The organism is Pseudomonas sp. BNK-44-b (genome assembly GCF_047456245.1).
In the GTDB taxonomy this organism is placed as follows: Bacteria; Pseudomonadota; Gammaproteobacteria; order Pseudomonadales; family Pseudomonadaceae; genus Aquipseudomonas; species Aquipseudomonas machongensis.
In genome coordinates this window covers 3,826,065-3,850,829 of sequence record NZ_CP179908.1, presented here as the reverse complement: position 1 = coordinate 3,850,829, position 24,765 = coordinate 3,826,065, and the positions used below count along the sequence as shown (strand labels likewise).

Genomic DNA, 24,765 nt, shown 5'->3' with positions numbered 1-24,765 from the left:
ACAAGACCTCCACCGAATACACGAATCACGAGAAGCGAAACCACGATCATGATGCGCAGCCATTATTGCGGCCAACTGAACGAGAGCCTGGACGGCCAGGAAGTCACCCTTTGCGGCTGGGTCCATCGGCGTCGCGACCACGGCGGGGTGATCTTCCTCGACATCCGTGACCGCGAAGGCATGGCCCAGGTCGTGTTCGATCCGGATCGCGCCGAAACCTTCGCCGCCGCCGACCGCGTGCGCAGCGAATACGTGGTGCAGATCACCGGCAAGGTGCGCAAGCGCCCTGACGGCGCGGTGAACGCGAACATGGCCTCCGGCGCCATCGAGATCCTCGGTTACCAGCTGAACGTGCTCAACGAAGCCGAGACCCCGCCATTCCCGTTGAACGAATACTCCGACGTCGGCGAAGAAACCCGCCTGCGCTATCGTTTCATCGACCTGCGTCGCCCGGAAATGGCCGACAAGCTGCGCCTGCGTTCGCGCATCACCAGCAGCATTCGCCGCTTCCTCGACGAGAACGGCTTCCTCGACGTCGAAACGCCGATCCTGACCCGTGCCACTCCGGAAGGCGCGCGCGACTACCTGGTGCCCAGCCGCACCCACGCTGGCAGCTTCTTCGCCCTGCCGCAGTCGCCCCAGCTGTTCAAGCAACTGCTGATGGTGGCCGGCTTCGACCGCTACTACCAGATTGCCAAGTGCTTCCGCGATGAAGACCTGCGTGCCGACCGCCAGCCGGAATTCACCCAGATCGACATCGAGACCAGCTTCCTCGACGAGTCCGAGATCATGGGCCTCACCGAGAGCATGATCCGCAAGCTGTTCAAGGAAGTGCTCGACCTCGAGTTCGGCGACTTCCCGCACATGACCTTCGAAGAAGCCATGCGTCGTTATGGCTCCGACAAGCCGGACCTGCGCATCCCGCTGGAACTGGTCGATGTTGCCGATCAGCTCAAGGACGTCGACTTCAAGGTCTTTGCAGGTCCTGCCAACGATCCGAAGTGCCGTGTCACTGCCCTGCGCCTGCCGGGCGGCGCTGCCATGCCGCGCAGCAAGATCGACGAGTACACCAAGTTCGTCGGCATCTACGGTGCCAAGGGCCTGGCGTACATCAAGGTCAACGAGCGCGCCAAAGGCGTCGAAGGCCTGCAGTCGCCGATCGTCAAGAACATCCCTGAGGCCAACCTCAACGTGATCCTCGATCGCGTCGGCGCGGTCGATGGCGACATCGTGTTCTTCGGGGCCGACAAGTTCAAGGTCGTCAGCGAGGCCCTGGGCGCGCTGCGTATCAAGCTGGGTCACGACTTCAACCTGCTCACCTGCGAGTGGGCACCGATGTGGGTCGTCGACTTCCCGATGTTCGAAGAGAACGAAGACGGCAGCTTCACCGCGCTGCACCACCCGTTCACCGCACCCAAGTGCACCCCTGAAGAGCTGGAGGCCAACCCGGCCACCGCCTTGTCGCGTGCCTACGACATGGTGCTCAACGGCACCGAGCTGGGTGGCGGTTCCATCCGTATCCATCGTAAAGAGATGCAGCAGGCAGTCTTCCGTCTGCTGGGTATCGAGGCGGCGGAACAGGAAGAGAAATTCGGCTTCCTGCTCGACGCCCTGAAGTTCGGCGCCCCGCCACACGGTGGTCTGGCCTTCGGCCTGGATCGTCTGGTCATGCTGATGACCGGCGCCCAGTCGATCCGCGAAGTGATCGCGTTCCCGAAAACCCAGAGCGCTGCGTGCGTCATGACTCAGGCTCCGGGCCTGGTCGATGCCAAGGCTCTGCGCGAGCTGCACATCCGTCTGCGTGAGCAGACCAAGGTCGAGTAACCGACCGCAGGCGCCCCGAAGTCGGGGCGCTTCGCGTTTGCGCGCAGGATTTTCCGCGTTCCGCCCTTCGGGGCGGAACCTGTTTCTGTTTCAAGGATTTGGAGTCGTTATGGCCGGTCATTCCAAGTGGGCGAATATCAAGCACCGCAAAGAACGCCAGGATGCCAAGAGAGGCAAGATCTTCACCAAGTGGATCCGCGAACTGACCGTCGCTGCCAAGCAGGGTGGTGGTGATCCGGCCTCCAATCCCCGGCTGCGGTTGGCGCTGGACAAGGCGCTGGGTGCCAACATGAGCCGCGACATCATCGATCGTGCGGTGGCGCGTGGGGCTGGCACCAACGAAAGCGACAACGTCGAAGAGCTCAGCTACGAGGGTTACGGCCCCGGTGGCGTGGCGATCATGGTCGAGGCCATGACCGACAACCGCAACCGCACTGCAGCAGCCGTGCGCCATGCCTTCACCAAGTGTGGCGGCAACCTCGGTACCGATGGCTCGGTGGCTTATCTGTTCGAGCGCAAGGGGCAGATCAGCTTTGCACCGGGCGTCGAGGAAGATGCGCTGATCGAAGCGGCCATGGAAGCCGATGCCGATGATGTGGTCGCCAATGACGATGGCTCCTTCGACGTCTTCACGTCTTTCAACAGCTTCTACGCCGTGCGCAACGCGCTGGAAGAGGCGGGCTTCAAGGCTGCCGACGCGGAAATCGTCATGCAGCCGACCACCAGCGCCGAGCTGGATCAGGACGGCGCGGAGAAGGTGCTCAAGTTGATCGATATGCTCGAGGACCTGGACGACGTGCAGAACGTCTACTCCAATGCGCAGATCTCCGACGAGATCATGGAAAAACTCGGCTAAGGTTTTCCTTGGTCTTCGGGGCCTCTTCGCGGGTCAGTGAAATGTGTAAAGAACCGCAGGCTTTATGACGCTGATTCTTGGTATCGACCCCGGTTCGCGAATCACCGGTTATGGTGTGGTACGCCACACGCCGCGGGGGTGCGAGTACGTGGCCTCCGGTTGCATCCGCACCGGTGGTGGCGAGTTGCATGAGCGACTGCAGATCGTGTTTCGCGGCGTCAGCGAGGTGATTCGCCTGCATGGCCCCGTCACCATGGGCATCGAGCGGGTGTTCATGGCGCGCAATGCCGACTCGGCGCTCAAGCTTGGCCAGGCCCGCGGTGCAGCCATCGTCGCTGCCGCCGAGGCGGGCCTGGAGATCGCCGAATACACCGCCAGCCAGGTCAAGCAGTCGGTGGCCGGTACGGGCGGGGCGAACAAGGATCAGGTCATGCTGATGGTCATGCACCTGCTCAAGCTGACGCAGAAGCCGCAGATCGACGCCTCCGACGCCTTGGCCATCGCCCTGTGCCATGCCCATACACGCTCCAGCCTGGTGCCCCACGGCCTGGCCACCGCACGCCGGCGCGGTGGGCGCTTGCGTCTGTAACAGCTTCATGCCCTGATACATATTTTGTCCGGGTGACACGCTCACCCGCCGCATTTGCTGATAGGGTTGTCCGGTCTCCGACCAGACGCCCGAGAGAAAGGATCGGAACGTGATTGGACGTTTGCGTGGCACCCTGGCGGAAAAACAACCGCCGCACCTGATTATCGATGTCAATGGCCTGGGCTATGAGCTGGAGGTGCCGATGACGACGCTGTACCGCCTGCCCAAGGTCGGCGAAGCGGTGACGCTGCATACTCATCTGGTTGTGCGCGAAGACGCCCACCTGCTCTATGGCTTCTTCGAGAAGCGCGAGCGCGAGCTGTTCCGCGAGCTGATCCGTCTCAATGGCGTCGGCCCGAAGTTGGCTTTGGCGTTGATGTCGGGCCTCGAGGTCGATGAGCTGGTGCGCTGCGTGCAGGCCCAGGATGCGTCGGCTCTGGTGCGCGTACCCGGCGTCGGCAAGAAGACCGCCGAGCGCCTGCTGGTCGAGCTCAAGGACCGTTTCAAGGCCTGGGAAACCTCGCCTGCGATGTTCACCCTGGTGTCCGATGGGCCACTGCCGGTGGCCAGCACCTCCAGCGCCGAAGCCGATGCAGTCAGCGCCCTGATCTCGTTGGGCTACAAACCTCAGGAAGCCAGCAAGGCGGTGTCGGCGATCAAGGACAAGGCGAACATGACCAGCGAGGAACTGATTCGCCATAGCCTCAAAGGGATGATCGTCAAGTGATCGAAGCCGACCGCCTGATCGCCGCCAGCGGGCGCGACCGCGAAGAGGTCCAGGACCGCGCCATTCGTCCGTTGAGCCTGGACGAGTACATCGGCCAGCCGGTGGTGCGCGAGCAGATGGGCCTGTTCATCCAGGCCGCCCGCGGCCGCAACGAGTCCCTCGATCACACCTTGATCTTCGGTCCGCCCGGTCTGGGCAAGACCACCCTTGCCAATATCATCGCCCACGAGATGGGGGTTTCGGTCAAGAGCACGTCCGGCCCGATCCTCGAACGCCCGGGTGATCTGGCGGCAATGCTGACCAACCTCGAGCCGCACGACGTGCTGTTCATCGATGAAATCCACCGCCTGTCGCCTGTGGTCGAGGAAGTACTCTACCCGGCGATGGAGGACTTCCAGCTCGACATCATGATCGGTGAGGGGCCTGCCGCACGTTCGATCAAGCTCGACCTGCCGCCGTTCACCCTGGTCGGTGCGACCACCCGGGCCGGCATGCTCACCAACCCACTGCGTGATCGTTTCGGGATCGTCCAGCGCCTGGAGTTCTACAGCAACCAGGACCTGGCGACCATCGTCAGCCGGTCGGCGAACATTCTGGGGCTTGCCATCGAAGACAAGGGCGCTTTCGAGATCGCCCGTCGCGCCCGCGGTACGCCACGGATCGCCAACCGCCTGCTCCGCCGCGTGCGTGACTACGCCGAGGTGCGTGCGAAGGGCCAGATCACCAAGGAAATCGCCGACAAGGCGTTGAACCTTCTGGACGTCGACGAGCGCGGTTTCGACCATTCCGACCGGCGCCTGCTGTTGACCATGATCGAGAAGTTCGATGGCGGGCCGGTAGGCGTGGACAACCTGGCGGCTGCGATCAGCGAAGAGCGGCACACCATCGAGGATGTCCTCGAACCGTACTTGATCCAGCAGGGCTACATCATGCGTACGCCGCGTGGCCGTGTGGTCACCCGGCACGCCTACCTGCATTTCGGCCTGAACATTCCTGGGCGCTTTGCCGAGGGCGGAGAATTTTCTGATCCTGACGATGAGTGACAGATCGAATCGGGGTTTTCGTGGTCCTAGCGCTGGCACTTTGCGACAGCGCTGGCAATACGACATTTCCCCTGAAAAAACAGTTGCCGGGGCGGATTGGCAAGCTGAGGAGTAAGCACTAGAGTATGCGCGCGCAAAATCGGCAGGACCCGTTCGCTCACCGTTGTCGCGTCTATTACGAGGATACTGACGCAGGCGGGGTGGTGTACTACGTCAACTACCTGAAATTCATGGAGCGTGCACGCACCGAAAGGTTGCGGCACCTGGGGTTCTCCCAGTCCGAGCTGGCGGAACAGAATCTATTGTTCGTCGTCCACTCCAGCGAGGCACGCTACCACGCGCCGGCACGGTTGGACGATGCGTTGCGGGTAACCGCACAAGTACTTGAATTGAATCGCGCCAGCCTGCGCTTCGTGCAGCAGGTCTGGCGAGAAGCGGATGAAACACTGCTTTGCGAAGGGCAGTTCCTGGTGGCCGCCGTGCGCGCCGACACTTTCAAACCCCGGGCCATTCCCCCTGAACTGCGCGACGCTTTCATGGCGGACGGCACGGGTACTCAATCGAACGCAGGAGAATAAGCGTGGAAGCAAACGTCGTCGACCATACCTCCATGTGGAGCCTGGTCGCCAATGCCAGTGTGGTGGTTCAGCTGGTAATGCTGACTCTCGTGGCAGCCTCGGTGACCTCTTGGATCATGATCTTCCAGCGCAGCACCATGCTGCGCGCCGGTCGTCGTGCACTGGACGCTTTCGAAGAGCGTTTCTGGTCGGGCATCGACCTGTCCAAACTGTATCGTCAGGCCGGCAGCAACCCTGATCCGGACTCGGGTGTCGAGCAGGTCTTCCGCGCCGGCTTCAAGGAATTTTCGCGCCTGCGCCAGCAGCCGGGCGTCGATCCTGATGCGGTCATGGAAGGCGTGGGACGCGCCATGCGTGTAGCCATCTCCCGCGAGGAAGAGAAGCTCGAGCAGAGCCTGCCGTTCCTGGCCACCGTCGGTTCCACCAGCCCGTACATCGGCCTGTTCGGTACCGTATGGGGCATCATGAACTCCTTCCGCGGCCTGGCCAGCGCCCAGCAGGCCACCCTTGCCACCGTGGCACCCGGCATTGCCGAGGCACTGATCGCCACCGCGATCGGCCTGTTCGCCGCGATCCCGGCAGTCATCGCCTACAACCGCTTCGCTGCACGCAGCGAAACACTGATCGGTCGCTACTACACGTTCGCCGATGAGTTCCAGGCGATCCTGCACCGCAAAGTACACACCAGCGAAGAGTGATCAGGTAGACATCCATGGCCCGAGTTCGCCACAAACGCAAGCCGGTCGCCGAGATGAACGTGGTGCCCTACATCGACGTGATGCTGGTGCTGCTGGTCATCTTCATGGTGACCGCACCCATGCTCAACCAGGGCGTGAAGGTCGACCTGCCCAAGGTTTCCAGCGAAGCCTTGCCGCAGGACAACAACGTCCAGATCCTCACCATCTCGATCAAGGCCGACAAAACCTACTACTGGAACCTCGGTAGCGAAGTCGATACCGACAAACAGATGGACAAGGCGATGACCCTGCCGGAAATGACCAACGCGGTGACCAAGATCATCGCTGCCGGCCGCGACCAGGGCAAACAGACCCAGGTGTTCATCCGGGGTGACAAGGCCGTCGACTATGGCGCGGTCATGGGCGCCATGGGCGGGTTGCAGAAAGCCGGTGTCGGTAACGTTGGCCTGATTACCGAGGCGCCCTGATGCAACAGCGAGAGCCATCCGCCTCGGAAAGCTACTTCTGGCCCAGCGTCTGGGCCATTGGCCTGCATGTGCTGGTGTTCGGCCTGCTGTTCGTCAGCTTCGCCATGACGCCTGAACTGCCGCCGTCCAAGCCGATCGTCCAGGCTACGCTCTATCAGCTCAAGTCAAAGAGCCAGGCGACCACCCAGACCAATCAGAAGATTGCCGGGGAAGCCAAAAAAACGGCTTCACGCCAGACTGAAGTCGAGCAGATGGAGCAGAAGAAGGTCGAGCAGGAAGCTGTGAAGGCCGCGGAACAAAAGAAAGCCGACGCCGCTCAAAAGGCCGAGGAAGCTCGCGAGGCCGCCGAAGCCAAGAAAGCCGAGGACGCTGCCAAGGCTGCCGAGGCGAAAAAGGCCGCCGAGCAGAAGAAGGCCGAGGAAGCGAAGAAGCAGCAGGCTGATATCGCCAAGAAGAAGGCAGAAGACGAGGCCAAGAAACAGGCCGAGGAAGAAGCCAAGAAAGCTGCGGCCGAAGAGGCGAAGAAGAAAGCCGCCGAAGACGCCAAGAAAAAAGCAGCCGAGGACGCCAAGAAGAAAGCAGCGGCGGCCGAGGAAGCGAAGAAGAAGGCAGCCGAAGAGGCCAAGAAGAAGGCCGCTGCGGATGCACAGAAGAAAAAGGCACAGGATGCAGCCCGCAAGGCGGCTGAAGACAAGAAGGCTCAGGCTCTGGCCGAGTTGCTGTCCGACACCACCGAGCGTCAGCAGGCACTGGCCGACGAGCAAGGCGACCAGGTGGCGGGTGATTTCGACGACCTCATCCGCATGCGTGCGGCCGAAGGTTGGGCGCGTCCGCCATCCGCGCGCAAAGGCATGACGGTAGTCCTGCAGATCAACATGCTGCCGGACGGCACGATCACCAATGTGAGCGTGGCCAAGTCCAGTGGCGACGGTCCGTTCGACAGCTCGGCCGTGGCCGCGGTGAAGAACATTGGCCGGTTGACTGAAATGCAGGGCTTGAAGCCGAACGAGTTCAATCCGTATCGTTCGTTCAAGATGACATTTACACCTGAGGATCTAGCGTTGTGATTAAACGTCTGAGAGGACTGCTGGTCATGCTCTGCTGCGTGGCAGGCATGGCCGTGGCGGAGGAAAAGAACATCCTGGTCACCAGCGGCAGCGACCGGGCCACGCCCATCGCGGTAGTGCCGTTCGGTCTGCAGGGTGGCAGCGTGCTGCCGGAAGACATGGCCGACATTATCGGCAACGACCTGCGCAACTCCGGCTACTACGCGCCCATCCCGCGGCAGAACATGATCAGCCAGCCAACCCAGGCCAGCGAAGTCATCTTCCGTGACTGGAAAGCGCTGGGTGCCCAGTACGTGATGGTCGGTAGCATCGTGCCGTCCGGTGGTCGCCTGCAGATCAGCTACGCGCTGTTCAACGTTGCGACCGAGCAACAGGTGCTGACCGGCAGTGTCGGTGGTGGCGTCGATCAACTGCGCGACATGGCGCACTACATCGCTGACCAGTCGTTCGAGAAGCTCACCGGTATCAAGGGTGCGTTCTCCACCCGCATGCTGTACGTGACCGCCGAGCGTTTCTCGACCAACAACACCCGCTACACCCTGCAGCGTTCCGACTACGACGGTGCCCGTGCGGTGACGCTGCTGCAGTCGCGCGAGCCTATCCTGTCGCCGCGTTTTGCACCTGATGGCAAGCGTATCGCCTATGTTTCGTTCGAGCAGAAGCGTCCACGTATCTTCGTCCAGCACATCGATACCGGTCGCCGCGAGCAGATCACCAACTTCGAAGGCCTCAACGGTGCACCGGCCTGGTCGCCCGATGGCAATCGCCTGGCGTTCGTGCTGTCCAAGGACGGCAACCCGGACATCTATGTGATGAACATGGGGTCGCGTCAGATCAGCCGTGTCACTGCAGGCCCTGGTATCAATACCGAGCCGTTCTGGGGCAAGGATGGCAACACCCTGTACTTCACCTCCGACCGTGGTGGCAAGCCACAGATCTACAAGACGTCGGTGGGTGGCGGTGGCGCCGAGCGTGTCACCTTCGTTGGCAACTACAACGCCAACCCGAAACTGTCGGCGGATGAAAAGACCCTGGTAATGATTCATCGCCAGGAAGGTTTCACCAACTTCAAGGTGGCTGCCCAGGACTTGCAACGGGGAAGTGTAAAGATTCTTTCTGAAACGAGTCTTGATGAGTCTCCCACTGTTGCGCCTAACGGCACCATGCTAATCTACGCCACCCGCCAGCAGGGCCGGGGAGTCTTGATGCTCGTGTCGCTTAACGGCCGTGTGAGGCTCCCACTTCCTACCGCTCAAGGCGAAGTCAGAGAACCGTCCTGGTCCCCCTACCTGAACTGATTGCGGCGTAACAATTTTGCTTAACACACTGGGGTTTCATTAGGAGTTTCACGATGGAAATGCTGAAGTTTGGTAAATTCGCTGCGCTGGCTCTGGCCATGGCCGTAGCTGTAGGTTGCTCCTCCAAGGGCGGTGACAACGCTGGCGAAGGCGCTGTTGACCCGAACGCTGGCTACGGTGCAAACACCGGCGCTGTCGACGGTTCCCTGAGCGAAGAAGCCGCCCTGCGCGCAATCACCACCTTCTACTTCGAATACGACAGCTCGGATCTGAAGCCAGAAGCCATGCGCGCCCTGGACGTTCACGCCAAGGACCTGAAAGCCAACGGCAACCGCGTTGTTCTGGAAGGTAACACCGACGAGCGTGGTACCCGCGAGTACAACATGGCTCTGGGCGAGCGTCGTGCCAAGGCCGTTCAGCGCTACCTGGTTCTGCAGGGCGTTTCCCCTGCTCAGCTGGAACTGGTTTCCTACGGCGAAGAGCGTCCAGTTGCTACCGGCAACGACGAGCAGTCCTGGGCTCAGAACCGTCGCGTAGAACTGCGTAAGTAAGTTCTTATGCGTATGTGCCGTCGTGTTGTAACCGTCCTCGCCCTCAGCCTGCCGCTTTCTGCGTGGGCTGCGGTTCCTGTAGTTGATGACAACGGAGGCAGTTATCCGCCTTCGGGTTATGGCACGAGCGGCGCCTATGCCGGGGCAGGGGCTTCGGCCCCTGCTTCTGCACAGGGTCAGCTGTTCCTGCAGCTGCAACAGATGCAGGACCAGATTTCCCGTCAGCAAGGCATCATCGAAGAGCTGCAGAACGATGTGTCGCGCATGAAGCAGGAAAACCTGGAGCGATACCAGGATCTGGACCGCCGCATCAACAGTGGTGCCGCACCAGCCGCTACACCCGATAATTCCTCCACCGGTGGCGCATCCGACGCCGCAGGTGCCGCTGCCGGCGCAAGCGCTGCGCAGCAACCGGCTGCCAATGGCGAGCCGGCCGATCCGGCGAAAGAAAAGCTGTTCTACGATGCTGCTTTCGATCTGATCAAGCAGAAGGACTTCGACAAGGCCAGTCAGGCCTTCAGCGCCTTCCTGCGCAAGTATCCCAACAGCCAGTACGCCGGCAACGCGCAGTACTGGCTGGGTGAGGTCAACCTCGCCAAAGGCGACCTGCAAGGCGCCGGCCAGGCCTTCGCCAAGGTCAGCCAGTTGTACCCCAAGCACAGCAAGGTGCCTGACTCGCTGTACAAGTTGGCCGATGTCGAACGTCGCATGGGCCATACCGACAAGGTCAAGGGCATCCTGCAGCAAGTCATCACCCAGTACCCTGGCACCTCCGCCGCGCAACTGGCCCAGCGTGACCTGCAGAAGCTCTGAACTGCACCGCTTGAAAGAAACCCGCGCCTGGCGCGGGTTTTTTCGTTAGAATCTCTGCCCTTTTTTCGTAAACACGCTGTTGCGGATAACGCTATGTCGAGTCTGCAGCAGTGCCTGACGGAGGCGGTCAGCCTGTATAGCTGTCACGCCCGTGGCGACCATGCAAGACACATTACGTATCACCGAAGTCTTTTACTCGTTGCAGGGTGAAACGCGAACGGCTGGCTTGCCCACCGTGTTCGTGCGTTTGACCGGCTGCCCGCTGCGCTGCCAGTACTGCGACAGTGCCTACGCATTCAGTGGCGGCACACTGCGTACCCTCGACGACATTCTCGAGCAGGTCGCGGGCTTTCGTCCGCGCTATGTCTGCGTCACTGGGGGCGAACCGTTGGCCCAGCCCAACGCATTGCCTTTGCTTGAGCGCCTGTGCGATGCGGGCTATGAGGTTTCGCTGGAGACCAGCGGCGCGCTCGACATCTCGCGGGTAGACACGCGCGTCAGTCGCGTGGTCGACCTCAAGACCCCCGGTTCGGAAGAGGTTCACCGTAACCGCTACGAGAACATCGAACACCTGACGAGCAATGATCAGGTCAAGTTCGTCATCTGCTCCCGCGAGGACTACGACTGGGCAGTGTCCAAGCTGATCCAGTACAACCTCGAAGGACGGGCAGGTGAGGTCCTGTTCTCGCCCAGCCACCATCAGGTGAGCGCCAGCGACCTGGCCGACTGGATCGTCGCCGACAACCTGCCCGTGCGTTTCCAACTGCAACTGCACAAGTTGCTGTGGAACGACGAACCGGGCCGCTGATCAAGAGAGTGATGACATGACTGAAAAACGTGCGGTAATCCTGCTGTCTGGCGGCCTGGACTCGGCCACTGTGGTCGCCATGGCCAAGGCCGAGGGCTACAGTTGCTACACCATGAGCTTCGATTACGGCCAGCGCCACCGCGCCGAGCTCAACGCCGCTGCGCGGGTGGCTCGCGATCAGGGCGTGGTCGAGCACAAGGTCATTGGCTTGAACCTCGATGGTATTGGCGGTTCGGCCCTCACCGACAGCAGCATCGATGTGCCTGAAGCACCTACCGAGGGTATTCCGGTCACTTATGTACCGGCGCGCAACACCGTGTTCCTGTCGTTGGCGCTGGGCTGGGCGGAAGTGCTGCAAGCTCGTGACATCTTCATTGGCGTCAACGCTGTTGATTATTCGGGTTACCCCGATTGTCGCCCGGAGTTCGTCGAGGCCTTCGAGCGCATGGCCAACCTGGCTACCAAGGCGGGTGTGGAAGGGCAGGGGTTCCGCATCCAGGCGCCACTGCAGAACCTGAGCAAGGCGCAAATCGTCGAGGCCGGTATTGCCCGTGGGGTGGACTACAGTCTGACGGTTTCCTGCTATCAGGCAGATGATGATGGCCGCGCCTGCGGCAAGTGCGACAGCTGCCGCCTGCGGGCGGAAGGCTTCAAGGCCGCAGGTGTGGCCGATCCGACACGCTATTTTTGAGAAATTTTCGATGGAGTGTTGATTTCCTCTGAGAAATCAGTAATATACGCGCCATCCAACGGGTCGTTAGCTCAGTTGGTAGAGCAGTTGGCTTTTAACCAATTGGTCGTAGGTTCGAATCCTACACGACCCACCATATTCACAGCGGTTCGCATGTATTGAGACCACTGTACGAAAAGCCCGCCTTATGGCGGGCTTTTTCGTTTGCGTCTCCGTGGTTCATGCCGGGTTCAACCAGCGTGTGCAGATCGGGGGAGCGTGACAACAAGCAAGCCTTGCAAATGACTTTAAAATGTTATGTTATAACCTTAAATTTGATCAGCTTTTTGTCGACACGAGTGCCCCTCCGCCATGGACAGACGCACCTTCCTGCAGCTGCTGTTTGCCGGCTGTACCTTGCCTGTCAGCCGCCTGGTGCTGGCAAATACCGCCGAGCAGGTTCGCGGTGCAGTATTGCGCCAGGCGGCAGAGGGCACGACCCTGCTGCTGGACCTCAGTGGCCCGATACCCGCCCGCACTTTCACCCTCGAAGCGCCGCCGCGGCTGGTTCTTGACCTGCAAGGCGCGGGGCTGGCGACTTCGCTTGATGGGCTGGCCCTCAAGGGCACGCCAATCAAGGCAATTCGCAGTGCAGCGACTGCAGACGGCGGCTTGCGCATTGTGCTTGATCTGCGCTCACCGGGGATTTCCGGCGAGCTGCAGACGCTCGCCCGCGGTCGGCAGTTGGCCCTGCGTCTTGGCGGATTGCCAGTTGCGGCCGCAGTGCCGACGGGCAAGGCTGTCGGGAATAGGGCGCCGCCGCAGGGGCGTGACCTGTTGATCGTCATCGACGCCGGTCACGGCGGCAAGGATCCAGGTGCCGTCGGCAGTGGCGGCGAGCAGGAAAAGCTCGTCGCACTGGCCATCGCCCGCCTGCTGGCGCGCCGCATCGATGCGCAGAAGGGCTTCAAGGCTCGCCTGGTGCGCAATCAGGACGTATTCATCCCGCTACGCAAACGTGCCGAAATGGCCCAGCGGCTGAACGCCGACCTGTTCATTTCCGTGCATGCCGACGCGGCGCCGAGGCGCACCGCATCCGGTGCCTCGGTGTTCGCCCTGTCCGAGCATGGTGCCACTTCGACCGTGGCGCGCTGGATGGCACAACGTGAGAACGATGCCGATTTCGTCGGGGTGTCCAGCGTGTTGAAAAAGCCGCCCAAGGATCCGGTGGTGGCTGGCGTGCTGCTGGACATGTCGATGAACGCGACCATCTCCACCAGCCTGGACCTGGGGCATTCGGTGCTGGGCCAGCTCGAAGGCGTGGCTGGTCTGCACCAGGCCCGGGTGGAGCAGGCCGGTTTCGCGGTGCTCAAGTCGCCCAGCGTGCCTTCGATCCTGGTGGAAACTGGCTTCATGTCCAATGCCCGGGATTGCCAGCGGCTGCAGGATCCACGGCATCAGCGCAAGGTCGCCGAGGCGATTTTCGCCGGGCTCGACAAGCACTTCCGCCGGCGTGCCCCCGATGGCAGCTACCTGGCCGCGCTCGCCGCGTACCGCCTGGCCGAGCCTGGCGCCCAAGGCTGAAGCGGGCCGCTACGAGAACGCATCGGGCTTGCGTATACTGTGCGCCTTTACGGTCCAGGGCTGAACCCTGCGACCCGCTCACGGATCGCGCACAGAGGCTTGCCAGTACGATGACGCAAGGATGTACTTCCATCACTGAGGCACCGTTGATCTCGGTCGTCGCCCCCTGCTACAACGCCGAGAAGTACCTGGAGGCGGCCCTGGCGAGCATCTTTGCCCAGGACTACCCGAACTTCGAAGTCATCATCGTCGACGACGGCTCCAGCGACCGAAGCGTGGAGATGCTGCGCGCGTTGCAGTCGACCTACGATTTCACCCTGCTGACCCAGGCCAACCAAGGGGTCAGCGGCGCGCTCAATACCGGTCTGCAGCATGCTCGTGGGGTCTACGTCTCGACCCCCGATCTCGACGACATCATGCTGCCGAACTCCCTGAGCGTTCGCGCCGCCTATCTGGACGCCCACCCGAAGGTCGGTTGCGTCGGTGCGTTGATCGTCTACATGGACACCGAAGGCCGCGACACAAAGGTGCAGCAACGCACCGAAATCAAGACCTTCGATTTTGCCGAGATCCTGCGTGACGCCGTCGTCGTCGGTGCGCCAGGCTCGCTGTACCGGATGGAGGCGATGCGCGCGGCTGATTTCTACGATCCGGCCATCAAGGTCCAGGATTTCCAGATGACCTTGCGCATTGCCGCCCAGGGTTACGAGATCCACGAACTGCCGGTGTGCGTCACCCGCTACCGCCGCCACCCCAACAACCTGTCGCGCAAGTTCAAGGTGTTGCTGGAGGCTGATCTCAAGGCCATCGCCCCCTACCAGCAGTATTCGGGTTATGCCCGTGGGCGCTCGGTGCTGTTGCACAAGGCGCTCAAGTACGCCGTGGTTGCCGACAAGGCCTATGCCTGGGATCTGCTGCGCAGCATTCCCCTGCGCCACTACAACAAGACCACCCTCAAGCGCATCAAGCGCCTGATGTTCCACCGTTGATGCCGATCAAGGAGCGCCTGCCGTGAAATTCTTCAGGAACCTGGCCGAGCGCCGCGAACGCAAGCGTCTGCGGGCGATGGACAAGCTTGAGCGTGCAGCGGAGAAGATCCGCCTGCGCTATCCGCGCAGCACGGTCGGCGTGGGCAGCTACGGTATCCCCGAGGTCACCGATTTTGGTGATGATGCCGTCCTGCGTATCGGTAATTACACCTCCATCGCCGCAGGTGTCCAGGTCCTGCTGGGAGGCGAGCATCGTACCGACTGGCTGACTACCTATCCCTTTCCGGCAATGATCGACGGCCTGGAAGACATCAAGGATTACGCCCCCAGCAAGGGCGACGTGGTGATCGGCAGCGACTGCTGGATCTGCACCAACGCGGTGATCCTTTCCGGAGTCACCATCGGTCATGGCGCCATCGTTGCCGCCGGGGCGATGGTCACCCGCGATGTACCGCCATTTGCCGTGGTCGGTGGCAACCCGTGCAAGTTCATCCGCTGGCGCTTCGACGAGCCGGTGCGCGAAGCCTTGCTGGAGGCGGCCTGGTGGGACTGGCCGATGGAAGAGGTCAAGCAGGTGGCGCGCATGCTCAGCAGCGCTGACCTGGACGCCTTCCTCGGCTACGCCAGAGCCCGTCAGGGCCGCTGAGGCCCTATCGCTCGATTGACCGACTCCAGCGCGCGTTCCACTGCGGTCGCTGCTGGTTGACCTCGTCCCAGTTCACCACCACGGCGCTCTGCTGGTACTGCTGCATCGCCTCGACCTGGCCGCGCGTGCGCTCGGTGGTCGGGGTCGTGGGGTTGGACGGAATCTGGTCGCCTTCCTCCAGCGCCGGGGCCTGGGCCGCAGGCGTCAGCAGGTAGGCGGCGAGCTTCTGTGCCAGTTCCGGCTGGTCGTTGTTGGCCACCACGCATTCGGCGAAATTCAGCACCACCGCTCCTTCCTTGGGCTGGGCGTAGGCCACCGGGATGCCCTTGGCCTGCAGGGTGGTGACCTGTGTGGGCGTCAGCGGGAACAGCGCGGCTTCGTCGGTCTGCACCATCTCGGAGATCTTCGCCGAACTGGCGATGTACTCCAGCACGTTTGGCCCCACCTGCTTGGGCCAGGCCTTGAAGCCCGGTTCGACGTTGCTTTCGTCTCCGCCCTGCAAACGGTTGTACATCAGGAAGCCATGCAGGCCGAAGGTCGAGGAGGCCAGCGACTGGAACACCAGTTTGTCCTTGAAGCGCGGGTCTTGCAGGTCGACCCAGGAGGTAGGTGCTGCCCAGCCGTTCTTCTCGAACAGCCGAGTGTTGTAGGCCAGCCCCGTGACCCCGAGACTGACAGCTACGGCTTCTTCCTTGATACGTGCCTTCTGCGGAATCTGCGACAAGGCCTCGCTGGGCTGCAGCTTGCTGCACAGCCCCATCGAGATGGCCCGGTACATGATGCCGTCGTCGAGCATCACCACATGCATCTGCGGCTTCTTGCTGTTGGCCTGGACCTTGGCCAGGTGGTCGGCCGAGGTGCCGGGCACGATCACTACCTTGACGTTGTTCGCCTGCTCGAAGGCCGGCAGCACCTTGTCGGCGTAGGTACGCTCCATGGTGCCGCCGTTCATGCCCAGGTACAGGGTCGGGGTGGCGGCCTGCAGCGTGGGGTTGGCGGCGAGCATAGCCAGTGACAGGCAGGACAAGCCGGTGCCGAGAATACGTTTGACGTGCTTCATGAAAGCGACCTTCCTCTTAGTGGTTACAGGCCAGGTCGTGACGGACCTGGAAACGACGGATGGAAAATGCCTCGATCGGCTGGCCGCTGGCGCCGTCGCAGACCAGCTCGGCCAGCGCCTCGCCGACTGCCGGGCCGATCTGGAAGCCCGCTCCGGCAAAGCCGAAGCCATGCAGCAGACCGGGTTGGGTGGTGCTGGCGCCGATCACCGGCTCGTGGTCGGGCAGGTAGCCCTCGGTGCCGCTCCAGGTGCGGATCGCCTGGGCACCGGCCAGAAAGGGGTAGAGTTCGACGGCGTTGCGCAGGATCGCCAGCACCGCTGATTGCCCTGGGCGAGCGCGGTAGGCGTCCAGGGCGAAGCCACGCCCGCCGCCGAGCACGCAATTGCCGCGGGCGACCTGGCGGGCATAGATGCCGCCGCCCTCGACACCGGTGCTGGCATTCATCACCCAGGGCAAGGGTTCGGTGACCAGCATCGCCGGGTGACCAGACTCCATCGGTACCGGCTCGCCGAACTGCGCCGCCAGGTCGGCGGCCCAGGCACCGGCACAATTGAGCAGCCACGGCGCGCGCAGGCGCAAGCCGCTCTGGGTGTGCAGGATGAAGCGCTGGCCATCGTGCTCGACACGGCTGTCGCCGGCCTGCTCGATGACCCGTGCGCCTTTCTGGCGGGCGGCGCGGGCGAATGCGGGGGAGACCAGGCGCGGGTTGGCGTGGCCATCATCAGCGCAGTACGAGGCGCCGACGGCGATCTCGCCGACCCAGGGGTAGCGGGCGCGCAAGGTGCTGCGGTCGAGCAGTTGCAGGTCCAGGCCATGGTCGCGGCTGGCCGCTTCATAGGCTTGCAGCGCGACGAAGTCGGCTTCGCTGCGCGCCAGTTTCAGGTGTCCGGAGCGCAGGTACTCGCCATCGATGCCGATCAGCGCAGGCAGTTCGCCCCAGATCTGGTGCGCCCGCTGCGACAATGGCAATTGTGCCAGGCTGCGCCCCTGGCGGCGCACGCCGCCGTAGTTGACACCGCTGGACTGGGCGCCGCAGAAGCCACGTTCCAGCAAGGTCAGCGAACGGCCACGCCGGGCCAGGGCAAGCGCCGCCGAGGCGCCGACGATACCGGCCCCCATGACGATCACCTCCGAGTCGATCCACGGGCTCATGCGTCATGCTCCACGCCGAAGGGCAGGGGTTTGATCGGTGCCTGGGCGCGCAGGCGGCCGACCTCGTGCAGAGCCTTGCCGCTGCAACTGGCGATGATTTCCGCAGCTGCCGCGCCGCACATGCGGCCCTGGCAGCGGCCCATGCCGACCCGGCAGTGAGCCTTGACCCGGTTGATCTCCCAATGGCCTTCGCCGACCACGGCGCGCAGCTCGCCGACGCTGATCTCTTCACAGCGGCACACCACCAGATCATCCGCTGCCTGTTCGGCCCAGCGCTCGGGGAAGGGGAAGGCGGCTTCCAGCCCTTCACGGAAGCGGCCAATGCGTGTCAGGCGTTTTTCCAGGGTGCGGCAGCGCTGGAGATCGACGCTTTGGCCGAGGTCCTGCAGCAGCGCCAGGGCGGCGCGTTCGCCGGCCATTTCGGCGGCATCGGCGCCCATGATCCCGGCGCCATCGCCGGCCAGGTAGACATCATGCTGGCTGCTGCGCCCGGCCTCGTCGCGGCGCGGCAACCAGGCGCGGTTGAGCGTATCCCAGTCGAATGCACAGCCGAGCAGGTCGGCCAGCTGCGTTTCGCTGCGCAGCGCATGGGCGAAGGCCAGCGCATCGCATTCGGTGTCATGAAGCTGGTCGCCCTTGCGCCATATCGCTCGTTGCACCTGTTGCCCGCCTTCGATGCGTTCAAGCGTCGCGCCGTGGTGCACCGGCACGCCATTGGCGGCGAGCCAGGCGCGGTAGTACAGGCCCTTGCTCAGGGTTGCCGGTTGCTCCAGCAGTTCAGGCAGGGCGCGGCACTGGGCGCTGAAGGGCGCGCTGTCGAGTACGCCGAGTACCTTGGCGCCAGCCTTGGCGTACTGATAGGCCACCAGGTAAAGCAATGGCCCGCTGCCGCAAAACAGCACGCGCTCGCCAATGGCGCAGCCCTGATGCTTGAGCGCGATCTGCGCAGCTCCCAGGGTGTAGACCCCAGGCAGCGTCCAGCCCGGCACCGGCAGCACCCGGTCGGTGGCGCCGGTGGCGATGATCAGGCGCTGGTAAGGCAGGTGCGCGGCATGGCCGTCGCGCAGGGTGTCCAGGGCGCCGTGTTCGGCGTTCCACACCAGGGTGCCGGGGCGATAGTCGATGTGCCCGGCGAGCTGGTCGAGGGTCTGGTGCAGCGCGCTGGCCTTGCGAGCCTCGAAACCGTAGAGCTGGCGCGCCGGTCGCGTGAAGTTGGCCGGTTGGCGGCGATAGATCTGCCCGCCGCCCTGGCTGGCTTCGTCGATCAGGGCTGGACGCACACCGTGCTCCACCAGCGTCTGCGCGGCGCGGATCCCGGCGGGGCCGGCACCGACGATCACCACGGCGTTCATGGCCGGCGCCCCGGTTCGCGCAGCACCTGCTGGCCGGCTTCCAGCGCAGTGGCGCAGGCACGGACGCGGCGGCCATCGCCCAGCCGTACCCAGCAGTCCTGGCAGGCACCCATCAGGCAGAACCCGGCGCGGGGCTCGGCGCTGAAATCGCTGCCGCGCAGGTGCGTTCCACTGGTCAGTACGGCGGTCAGCAGGGTGTCGCCGAGCAAGCCACTGGCCGGCTCGCCGTCGAGGGTGAATTGCAGCACCGGGCGCTGGCGCTCGGCGAGGCGTTTGAACAAGGCCATGTCAGTGCTTCCCTACCAGGACCCGATCCAGGCCATAGACCCGGTCGAGCAGAATCATGGTCACCGCCGTCAGGGCGATCACCAGGGCCGACACCGCAGCCATCATCGGGTCGATGGATTCGGTGGCGTAGACGTACATCTTCACCGGCAGGGTCTGGGTGGCCGGGGAGGTGACGAAGATCGACAGGGTCACCTCATCGAAGCTGTTGATGAACGCCAGCAGCCAGCCGCCGGCGATACCGGGCAGGATCATCGGCAGGGTGATCTTGCGAAACAGCGTGAAGCGGCTCGCACCCAGCGATTCGGCGGCCTGCTCGGCGCTGCGGTCGACGCCGATGGCGGCGGCGATCACCAGGCGCAGTACGTACGGGGTGATCACCACCGTGTGCGCCAGCACCAGCCAGGTGAAGCTGCCGTTGACCCCGAGCAGGGCGAACAGGCGCAGCAGCGCCACCCCCAGCACCAGGTGCGGAATGATGATCGGCGACAGGAACAGCACGTTGAGAAAGTCGCGCCCCGGGAACTGCAGGCGCGTGATTGCAAGCCCTGCCGGCACCGCGATCAGCGTCGCCAGGCTGGCGGCAAGAAACGCCAGTTGCAGGCTGTTGTTGAAGGCTTCGAGGAAGTCGGCGCGCTCGAACACCGCTTCGAACCAGCGCAGCGAGAACCCCGCCGTGGGCAGGCTCAAGGTGTTTTCCGGAGTGAATGCCACCAGGCACACCACCACCAGCGGTGCGAGCATGAAGACCACCACCAGGCTGTGGAAGGTCAGGGCCAGAGGACCGTTCTTGGACATGAGTTACCCCAGCGATTTCTTGTAGCGGCGTTCGATCATGCGGTTCCACGACAGCATGATCAGCAGGTTGACCAGCAGCAGGGCGATGGCGATGGCCGCGCCCATGGGCCAGTTCAGGTCGGCCAGGTACTGGTCGTAGACCAGCGTGGCGACCATCTTCAGTCGCCGCCCGCCGAGCAGGCCGGGGATGGCGAAGGAGCTGGCGGCCAGGCCAAAGACGATCAGCGTGCCGGACAGCATCCCTGGCATCACCTGCGGCAGTACCACCAGGCGCATGACCTTGGCCTGGCTGGCCCCAAGTGACAGCGCGGCCTGTTCGGCGGCCGGGTCGAGCTTCTGCAGGCTGGTCCAGACCGGGATGATCATGAACGGCAGCATCACGTGGACCAGCGCGACGATCACCGCGAACGGGGTGTACAACAGCTTCATCGGCGCGCCACCCAGGGCCTGGATGGCGTGGTTGACCAGCCCATCGGCGCCCAGCAACAGGCTCCAGCCGAAGGCACGCACCACCACCGAGATCAGCAGCGGGGTGAGGATCACCACCAGGAAGATCGAGCGCCACGGGCTGCCCATGCGGCTGAGGATGTAGGCCTCGGGTACACCGATCACCACGCACAGCAGGGTGACCAGGGCGCTGATCCAGAAGGTGCGCCAGAAGATTTCGAGGAAATAGCTGTCGCCGAGCAGCGCCAGGTAGTGCTCGAAGGTCCAGTGGTCGGCACGGATGCCGACTTCGTAGTCGAAGACATTGAACGACAGCACCAGGGTCAGCAGCAGCGGCACGATCAGCAGTGCGGCGAACAGTGCCAGCGCTGGTGCCGACAGCCAATAGCCGCGCAGGTCACGGTGTTGCCTGGCGCAGGTGGCGGGGGCAGGCACGGCGCTGTTCATGCGCTCACCTCGTCGGCGGCGAGCACCCGCAGCAGCTCGGGCTGCCAGTCCAGGCCGACATCGACACCTTCGCCGAGCGGGGCGCTGCCATCGTTGCGCCGCACCACGGTCAGCTCGCCCAGCGGTGTGCCGATGCGGTACAGCCATTGGCTGCCAAGGAAGTAGCGGGTCAGGATGCGGCCTTGCAGGCGACCGACGCCGTTGTCGAGCAGGTCGATCTTTTCCGGGCGCAGGCTCAGGGTCAGGCTGGCGTCGCGGCAGTGGTGCACCTGCGGCAGGCCTGCGCCGTCCAGCTCGCCGGGCAACAGGTTGGCCTTGCCGACGAAGTCGGAGATGAAGCGGGTGCGCGGGTGTTCGTAGAGGCGATATGGCTCGTCGACCTGGGTGACACGTCCGGCCTGCATCACCACCACGCGATCGCTGATCGACAGGGCTTCGGCCTGGTCATGAGTGACCATCAGTGTGGTGATGCCGACTTCGCTCTGGATCCTGCGGATCTCGAACTGCATCTCCTCGCGCAGGTTGGCGTCGAGGTTCGACAGTGGCTCGTCGAGCAGCAGCACCGGTGGCTCGATCACCAGCGCCCGGGCCAGGGCCACACGCTGGCGCTGGCCACCGGATAGCTCGCGTGGGTAGCGTTCGGCGTGCCGCTCCAGGCGCACCAGTGCCAGTACCTCGGTCACCTTGCGGCGAATCTCGGTTTCGGGCTGCTTGCGCATGCGCAGGCCGAAGGCGACGTTGTCGGCCACGGTCATGTGCGGGAACAGGGCGTAGCTCTGGAACACCACGCCCAGGCCACGGCTGCTGGGCTTGGCGTGGGTGATGTCGCGCCCGTCGAGCAGGATGCGGCCGCTGCTGACGTCGACGAAGCCGGCGATCATCTGCAGGGTGGTGGTCTTGCCGCAGCCTGAAGGCCCGAGCAAGGAGACGAACTCGCCTTGTTCGATGGCGAGGTTGGTGGCGACCACGGCGTCGATCGCGCCGTAGCGTTTGCAAAGATTGTCCAGTTGCAGAAAGGCCATGACTGCGTTCCACCTGTCTTTTGTCGCGTGTCGGGCACGCTTGTTGTTGGGGCAGATGCAAGGAGGCAAATCGAGGACCGATGAATACTCACGAGGCCACCGGTGTGTTGTTCGATTTGTCCCGGTGGACGCAGAGTAGGCGCAAGCCTAGGATGGCCTCAATGGCGAATTTCACTGAGTCGAGCACTATTTTCAGTTTTATTCGTTCAGTGAAATTCAGATAAGGAAAAGCACAAGTTGAATTCCGATAAACGAAATCAGGAAGAGCCAGGCGTCAGTGTGGTCTCGCGTTTGTTCGCGGTGTTGAGGGTGTTGGGCGAGGCGCCGGTGGAGGGCATGCGGGTGATCGAGCTGGCCGAGCAGGTGGGCCTGTCCCAGCCGACCGTGCACCGGCTGGTGCGCAGCCTGGTGGATGAAGGCATGGTCGAGCAGGAGGCGCGCAGCAAGCGTTATCGCCTGAGCCTGGCGTTCTTTGCCCTGGCGGCGCGGGCAGGCAACAGCGGTAACCTGCGCGATCTGGTGCGACCCAGCTTGCTGCGCCTCTCAGCTTCGCTGGGTGACTCGCTGTTTCTGCTGGCGCGCAGCGGCTTCGATGCGGTGTGCCTGGATCGCAGCGAAGGGCCGTATCCGATCCGTACCTTCACCGGTGATATCGGTGGGCGTGTGGCGTTGGGCGTGGGGCAGGGGAGCCTGGCGATCCTGGCGTTCCTGCCGGAGGAGGAGCGCGAGGCGGTGATTCGCAACAACCTGCCGCGGCTACGGGATTTCCACCTGTACGACGAGGTGTTCCTGCGCGCGGAGGTGGAGAACGTGCGGCGCCAGGGGTATGCTGCGCGCAACACCGGCGTGTTGCCAGGCATGGCCGGACTTGCGGTACCGATCCTAGATGGCAATGGCCATGCCGTGGCGGCGTTGAGCGTGGCGACCATCAGCGACCGGCTGGGGCCGGAGCGCCTGCCGATGGTGGTCGAGTTGCTCAAGCGCGAAACGGCGGCGATCGGGCCGAGGATCAATCCGTTCGACCCGACCTTGCGGCATCCCTCGCGGGTGTTTGGGGAGTGAACACCGCAGTACCGCCGATCAGGTCCTGAACTGTTCCATCAGCGCTTGCTGTTGATTGGCCAGCCGGTTGAGCGCCTGGCTGATCTGCGCCGACTCTTCGGCCTGCCCTGACAACGACTCGGTCACATCGCGAATGCCCGCCACGTTGCGGTTCACCTCTTCGGCCACCGCGCTCTGTTCCTCGGCCGCCGAGGCGATCTGCAGGTTCATGTCGCTGATCACCGCCACCGCCTCGCCGATCCGTTGCAGCGCTGGCAGTGCCTGGTCCATGCGCTGGGCATTGTCCTGGGCCTGGCGTTGACCGGCCTGCATGGCATCGACCACATCCCGCGTGCCTTGCTGCAAGCCTTCGATCACCACGCGGATCTCCTCCACCGATACCTGGGTGCGCTGGGCCAGGTTGCGCACTTCGTCGGCGACCACGGCAAATCCGCGCCCGGCTTCGCCTGCACGGGCAGCCTCGATGGCGGCATTGAGCGCCAGCAGGTTGGTCTGCTCGGCAATCGCGCGGATTACCTCCAGTACAGAGCCGATCTGCTCACTGCGTCCGGCCAGTGAACGGGCTTCGTCCATGGCCGCATCCATGCCCGCGGCCAGGTTGGCGATGGTCTGGCGGGTGCTGGCGATCAGTCGCAGGCCCTCCTGGCTGGCCTGGTCGGCACCCCGCGCCGCCTCGGCAGCCTGCGAAGCGTTGTGGGCGACATCCTGCGCCGTGGCGCTCATCTCGTTGGCGGCGGTGGCTACCTGCTCGATCTCGCGATGTTGCAACTGCATGCCGGCACTGGTCTGGCTGGCGATGGCGGCCGACTGGTCAGCCGTGCCGCGTGCTTCGTGCAGCGACGCCTTGACCTGGGCGATCACCGGCTGGAGCTTGTCGAGGAAGCGGTTGAACCAGCCTGTCAGTTGGCCCAGTTCGTCGTCGCGGGCGTAGTCCAGGCGACGGGTCAGGTCGCCCTCGCCGCTGGCGATATCGCGCAAGCGTTCGGCCACGGCAAGGATCGGCCGCGTCACGCCGCGCGCGGTCAGCCACACCAGCAGCAGGCCGAACACGGCGGCGACCAGGCCGATCAGCAGGCTGCTGAGGTTTGCCTGCTGATTGTGTGCGTCCAGGCGCTGGTTGACCGCCACGGCAGGGGCGCGCAGCACCGCTTCCGGCACTTCCAGCAGCACCTGCCATGGCGCGGCGTCGGGGATCGGTGCGAACGGGTGGGCAACGCGCAGCATCCCGCCTTCCTGGCGCTCGACCGGCTGGCCGGCACGCATCGGTGCCAGTTCGCGTACCGCCTCACCCAGCGCCTGCTCCAGGGGCTTGCTCAACTGGCTGGCGTCCTGGCTGTGTCCGGCCAGCAGGCCGACAGGGCTGACGATGCTGACCTGGCCCTGGCCTTCGAACAGCTTCTGGCGCCCGGCCAGGCTCAGTTGCTGCAGGTTGTCCAGGCCAATGTCAAGGCCGAGCACGCCGATCACCTTGCCGTTTTCCAGCAGTGGCAGCGCGATGCTCGTCATCAGTACCTGACGGCCGTTGACTTCGTCGAAGTACGGGTCGAGCACACAGGCCTTGGCAGTTTCCAGCGGGCAGGTCAGCCAGCGGTTGTAGGCTGAGCCGTTGGCGCCAACGCGGGTGTCGGCCAGCATCGATTCGGGCATCGCTTCGGAGGCGACCTCGCCGGAGTCTTCGCGTGACCAGTACAGCGAGAAGCGCCCTTGCTCGTTGCTGCCCAACTCGGCCTGGCCGCTGAAACGTGCGTCCTGATGCTCCAGAGCGTCCGGTTGAAATACCAGGTAGAGGCCGATCAGGTCGGGGTTGCCTGCCAGCGCGGCACCGGCTTCCTTGACCAGGTCGCTGCGCAATTGGTCACCGCCGCGTGCCCTGAGCACCTGCACCAGGCGGGCGAAACCGTTGCCGTATTGATAGGCATCCATGAAATAGC

The 24,765-nt window shown here is 63.6% G+C and carries 25 protein-coding genes, 1 tRNA gene and 2 pseudogenes; 19 read left to right on the top strand and 9 right to left on the bottom strand.

The genetic code is table 11. From position 1 onward, the window contains the following. The first annotated feature begins 48 nt into the window (after positions 1 to 48). From aspS to ACMGGG_RS17590, 18 genes are all read left to right on the top strand, one after another. Positions 49 to 1,824, top strand: a complete 1,776-nt coding sequence (aspS, locus tag ACMGGG_RS17675; RefSeq protein WP_054891002.1) for an aspartate--tRNA ligase — start codon at positions 49 to 51, stop codon at positions 1,822 to 1,824. A 109-nt stretch (positions 1,825 to 1,933) separates the two neighbouring features. After that, positions 1,934 to 2,680, top strand: coding sequence for a YebC/PmpR family DNA-binding transcriptional regulator (locus ACMGGG_RS17670; protein WP_063545877.1), 747 nt, complete (start codon positions 1,934 to 1,936; stop codon positions 2,678 to 2,680). Between the two features lie 64 nt (positions 2,681 to 2,744). After that, entirely contained in the window at positions 2,745 to 3,269 is a 525-nt protein-coding gene (ruvC, locus tag ACMGGG_RS17665; protein ID WP_054891000.1) for a crossover junction endodeoxyribonuclease RuvC, read from the top strand. 109 nt (positions 3,270 to 3,378) lie between these two features. After that, positions 3,379 to 3,996, top strand: a complete 618-nt coding sequence (ruvA, locus tag ACMGGG_RS17660; protein WP_063545876.1) for a Holliday junction branch migration protein RuvA — start codon at positions 3,379 to 3,381, stop codon at positions 3,994 to 3,996. Further along, positions 3,993 to 5,039 (top strand): Holliday junction branch migration DNA helicase RuvB, encoded by a 1,047-nt coding sequence (gene ruvB, locus ACMGGG_RS17655; RefSeq protein WP_054890998.1) that lies wholly within the window; start codon positions 3,993 to 3,995, stop codon positions 5,037 to 5,039. Before ruvA ends, ruvB begins: the two co-directional genes overlap by 4 nt. Positions 5,040 to 5,164: 125 nt before the next feature. Then, positions 5,165 to 5,617 carry a tol-pal system-associated acyl-CoA thioesterase gene (gene ybgC, locus ACMGGG_RS17650; protein ID WP_054890997.1) on the top strand — a complete coding sequence of 151 codons (453 nt, stop codon included), beginning with the start codon at positions 5,165 to 5,167 and terminating at the stop codon, positions 5,615 to 5,617. Positions 5,618 to 5,619: 2 nt separating this feature from the next. Then, positions 5,620 to 6,315, top strand: a complete 696-nt coding sequence (gene tolQ / locus ACMGGG_RS17645; RefSeq protein WP_054890996.1) for a protein TolQ — start codon at positions 5,620 to 5,622, stop codon at positions 6,313 to 6,315. Between the two features lie 14 nt (positions 6,316 to 6,329). Next, complete coding sequence (tolR, locus tag ACMGGG_RS17640; protein WP_054890995.1) at positions 6,330 to 6,782, top strand: protein TolR; 453 nt, start codon at positions 6,330 to 6,332, stop codon at positions 6,780 to 6,782. Next, a complete protein-coding gene (tolA, locus tag ACMGGG_RS17635; RefSeq protein WP_054890994.1) occupies positions 6,782 to 7,849 on the top strand; it encodes a cell envelope integrity protein TolA in 1,068 nt (355 codons plus the stop codon). The genes tolR and tolA overlap by 1 nt, the downstream gene beginning before the upstream one ends. 26 nt (positions 7,850 to 7,875) lie before the next feature. Continuing rightward, positions 7,876 to 9,147 (top strand): Tol-Pal system beta propeller repeat protein TolB, encoded by a 1,272-nt coding sequence (gene tolB / locus ACMGGG_RS17630; protein ID WP_054890993.1) that lies wholly within the window; start codon positions 7,876 to 7,878, stop codon positions 9,145 to 9,147. Between the two features lie 53 nt (positions 9,148 to 9,200). Further along, positions 9,201 to 9,698 carry a peptidoglycan-associated lipoprotein Pal gene (gene pal / locus ACMGGG_RS17625; RefSeq protein ID WP_023381906.1) on the top strand — a complete coding sequence of 166 codons (498 nt, stop codon included), beginning with the start codon at positions 9,201 to 9,203 and terminating at the stop codon, positions 9,696 to 9,698. A gap of 6 nt (positions 9,699 to 9,704) precedes the next feature. Next, the gene (ybgF, locus tag ACMGGG_RS17620) at positions 9,705 to 10,511 is read left to right on the top strand and encodes a tol-pal system protein YbgF (protein WP_063545875.1); all 807 of its coding nucleotides are present in this window, start codon (positions 9,705 to 9,707) and stop codon (positions 10,509 to 10,511) included. Positions 10,512 to 10,671: 160 nt separating this feature from the next. Continuing rightward, positions 10,672 to 11,319 carry a 7-carboxy-7-deazaguanine synthase QueE gene (gene queE, locus ACMGGG_RS17615; protein ID WP_372822229.1) on the top strand — a complete coding sequence of 216 codons (648 nt, stop codon included), beginning with the start codon at positions 10,672 to 10,674 and terminating at the stop codon, positions 11,317 to 11,319. A 16-nt stretch (positions 11,320 to 11,335) separates the two neighbouring features. Further along, positions 11,336 to 12,010 carry a 7-cyano-7-deazaguanine synthase QueC gene (gene queC / locus ACMGGG_RS17610; protein WP_414154143.1) on the top strand — a complete coding sequence of 225 codons (675 nt, stop codon included), beginning with the start codon at positions 11,336 to 11,338 and terminating at the stop codon, positions 12,008 to 12,010. Positions 12,011 to 12,070: 60 nt separating this feature from the next. After that, a tRNA-Lys gene (locus tag ACMGGG_RS17605) sits at positions 12,071 to 12,146 on the top strand. 215 nt (positions 12,147 to 12,361) lie between these two features. Beyond that, on the top strand, positions 12,362 to 13,573 hold the full coding sequence (locus ACMGGG_RS17600) for an N-acetylmuramoyl-L-alanine amidase (RefSeq protein WP_112898995.1): 1,212 nt from the start codon (positions 12,362 to 12,364) through the stop codon (positions 13,571 to 13,573). Between the two features lie 110 nt (positions 13,574 to 13,683). Then, positions 13,684 to 14,562: a glycosyltransferase family 2 protein gene (locus ACMGGG_RS17595; protein WP_414154142.1), complete on the top strand. Its 879-nt coding sequence runs from the start codon at positions 13,684 to 13,686 to the stop codon at positions 14,560 to 14,562. A gap of 76 nt (positions 14,563 to 14,638) precedes the next feature. Beyond that, positions 14,639 to 15,208, top strand: a complete 570-nt coding sequence (locus ACMGGG_RS17590) for a CatB-related O-acetyltransferase (protein ID WP_054890988.1) — start codon at positions 14,639 to 14,641, stop codon at positions 15,206 to 15,208. Positions 15,209 to 15,212: 4 nt separating this feature from the next. On the opposite strand, the gene ACMGGG_RS17585 is transcribed toward ACMGGG_RS17590, so the two are convergent. Genes ACMGGG_RS17585 through ACMGGG_RS17555 form a run of 7 tightly spaced genes read right to left on the bottom strand, consistent with a single transcriptional unit; the run spans position 15,213 to position 21,772 of the window. Then, positions 15,213 to 16,268, bottom strand: coding sequence for an ABC transporter substrate-binding protein (locus tag ACMGGG_RS17585; RefSeq protein ID WP_414154141.1), 1,056 nt, complete (start codon positions 16,266 to 16,268; stop codon positions 15,213 to 15,215). A gap of 16 nt (positions 16,269 to 16,284) precedes the next feature. Next, complete coding sequence (locus ACMGGG_RS17580; RefSeq protein ID WP_414154140.1) at positions 16,285 to 17,421, bottom strand: NAD(P)/FAD-dependent oxidoreductase; 1,137 nt, start codon at positions 17,419 to 17,421, stop codon at positions 16,285 to 16,287. After that, entirely contained in the window at positions 17,418 to 18,773 is a 1,356-nt protein-coding gene (locus ACMGGG_RS17575; protein WP_414154139.1) for an FAD-dependent oxidoreductase, read from the bottom strand. Before ACMGGG_RS17575 ends, ACMGGG_RS17580 begins: the two co-directional genes overlap by 4 nt. Then, positions 18,770 to 19,060 carry a (2Fe-2S)-binding protein gene (locus ACMGGG_RS17570; protein ID WP_112898991.1) on the bottom strand — a complete coding sequence of 97 codons (291 nt, stop codon included), beginning with the start codon at positions 19,058 to 19,060 and terminating at the stop codon, positions 18,770 to 18,772. Before ACMGGG_RS17570 ends, ACMGGG_RS17575 begins: the two co-directional genes overlap by 4 nt. A 1-nt stretch (position 19,061) precedes the next feature. Beyond that, positions 19,062 to 19,856: an ABC transporter permease gene (locus ACMGGG_RS17565; RefSeq protein ID WP_054890980.1), complete on the bottom strand. Its 795-nt coding sequence runs from the start codon at positions 19,854 to 19,856 to the stop codon at positions 19,062 to 19,064. A gap of 3 nt (positions 19,857 to 19,859) precedes the next feature. After that, entirely contained in the window at positions 19,860 to 20,750 is an 891-nt protein-coding gene (locus ACMGGG_RS17560; RefSeq protein WP_414154138.1) for an ABC transporter permease, read from the bottom strand. Further along, positions 20,747 to 21,772: an ABC transporter ATP-binding protein gene (locus tag ACMGGG_RS17555; protein WP_112898989.1), complete on the bottom strand. Its 1,026-nt coding sequence runs from the start codon at positions 21,770 to 21,772 to the stop codon at positions 20,747 to 20,749. Before ACMGGG_RS17555 ends, ACMGGG_RS17560 begins: the two co-directional genes overlap by 4 nt. A gap of 237 nt (positions 21,773 to 22,009) precedes the next feature. Between ACMGGG_RS17555 and ACMGGG_RS17550 the strand changes: the two genes are divergently transcribed. Continuing rightward, positions 22,010 to 22,834 (top strand): IclR family transcriptional regulator, encoded by an 825-nt coding sequence (locus tag ACMGGG_RS17550; RefSeq protein ID WP_063545865.1) that lies wholly within the window; start codon positions 22,010 to 22,012, stop codon positions 22,832 to 22,834. Between the two features lie 18 nt (positions 22,835 to 22,852). Here ACMGGG_RS17550 and ACMGGG_RS17545 read toward each other — a convergent pair. Together ACMGGG_RS17545 and ACMGGG_RS17540 are read right to left on the bottom strand one after the other, a co-directional pair. Next, positions 22,853 to 23,365 (bottom strand): annotated as a pseudogene (locus tag ACMGGG_RS17545) (methyl-accepting chemotaxis protein); the annotation flags it as partial. 345 nt (positions 23,366 to 23,710) lie between these two features. Then, positions 23,711 to 24,757, bottom strand: a pseudogene (locus ACMGGG_RS17540) (HAMP domain-containing protein); the annotation flags it as partial. Between the last annotated feature and the right edge of the window lie 8 nt (positions 24,758 to 24,765).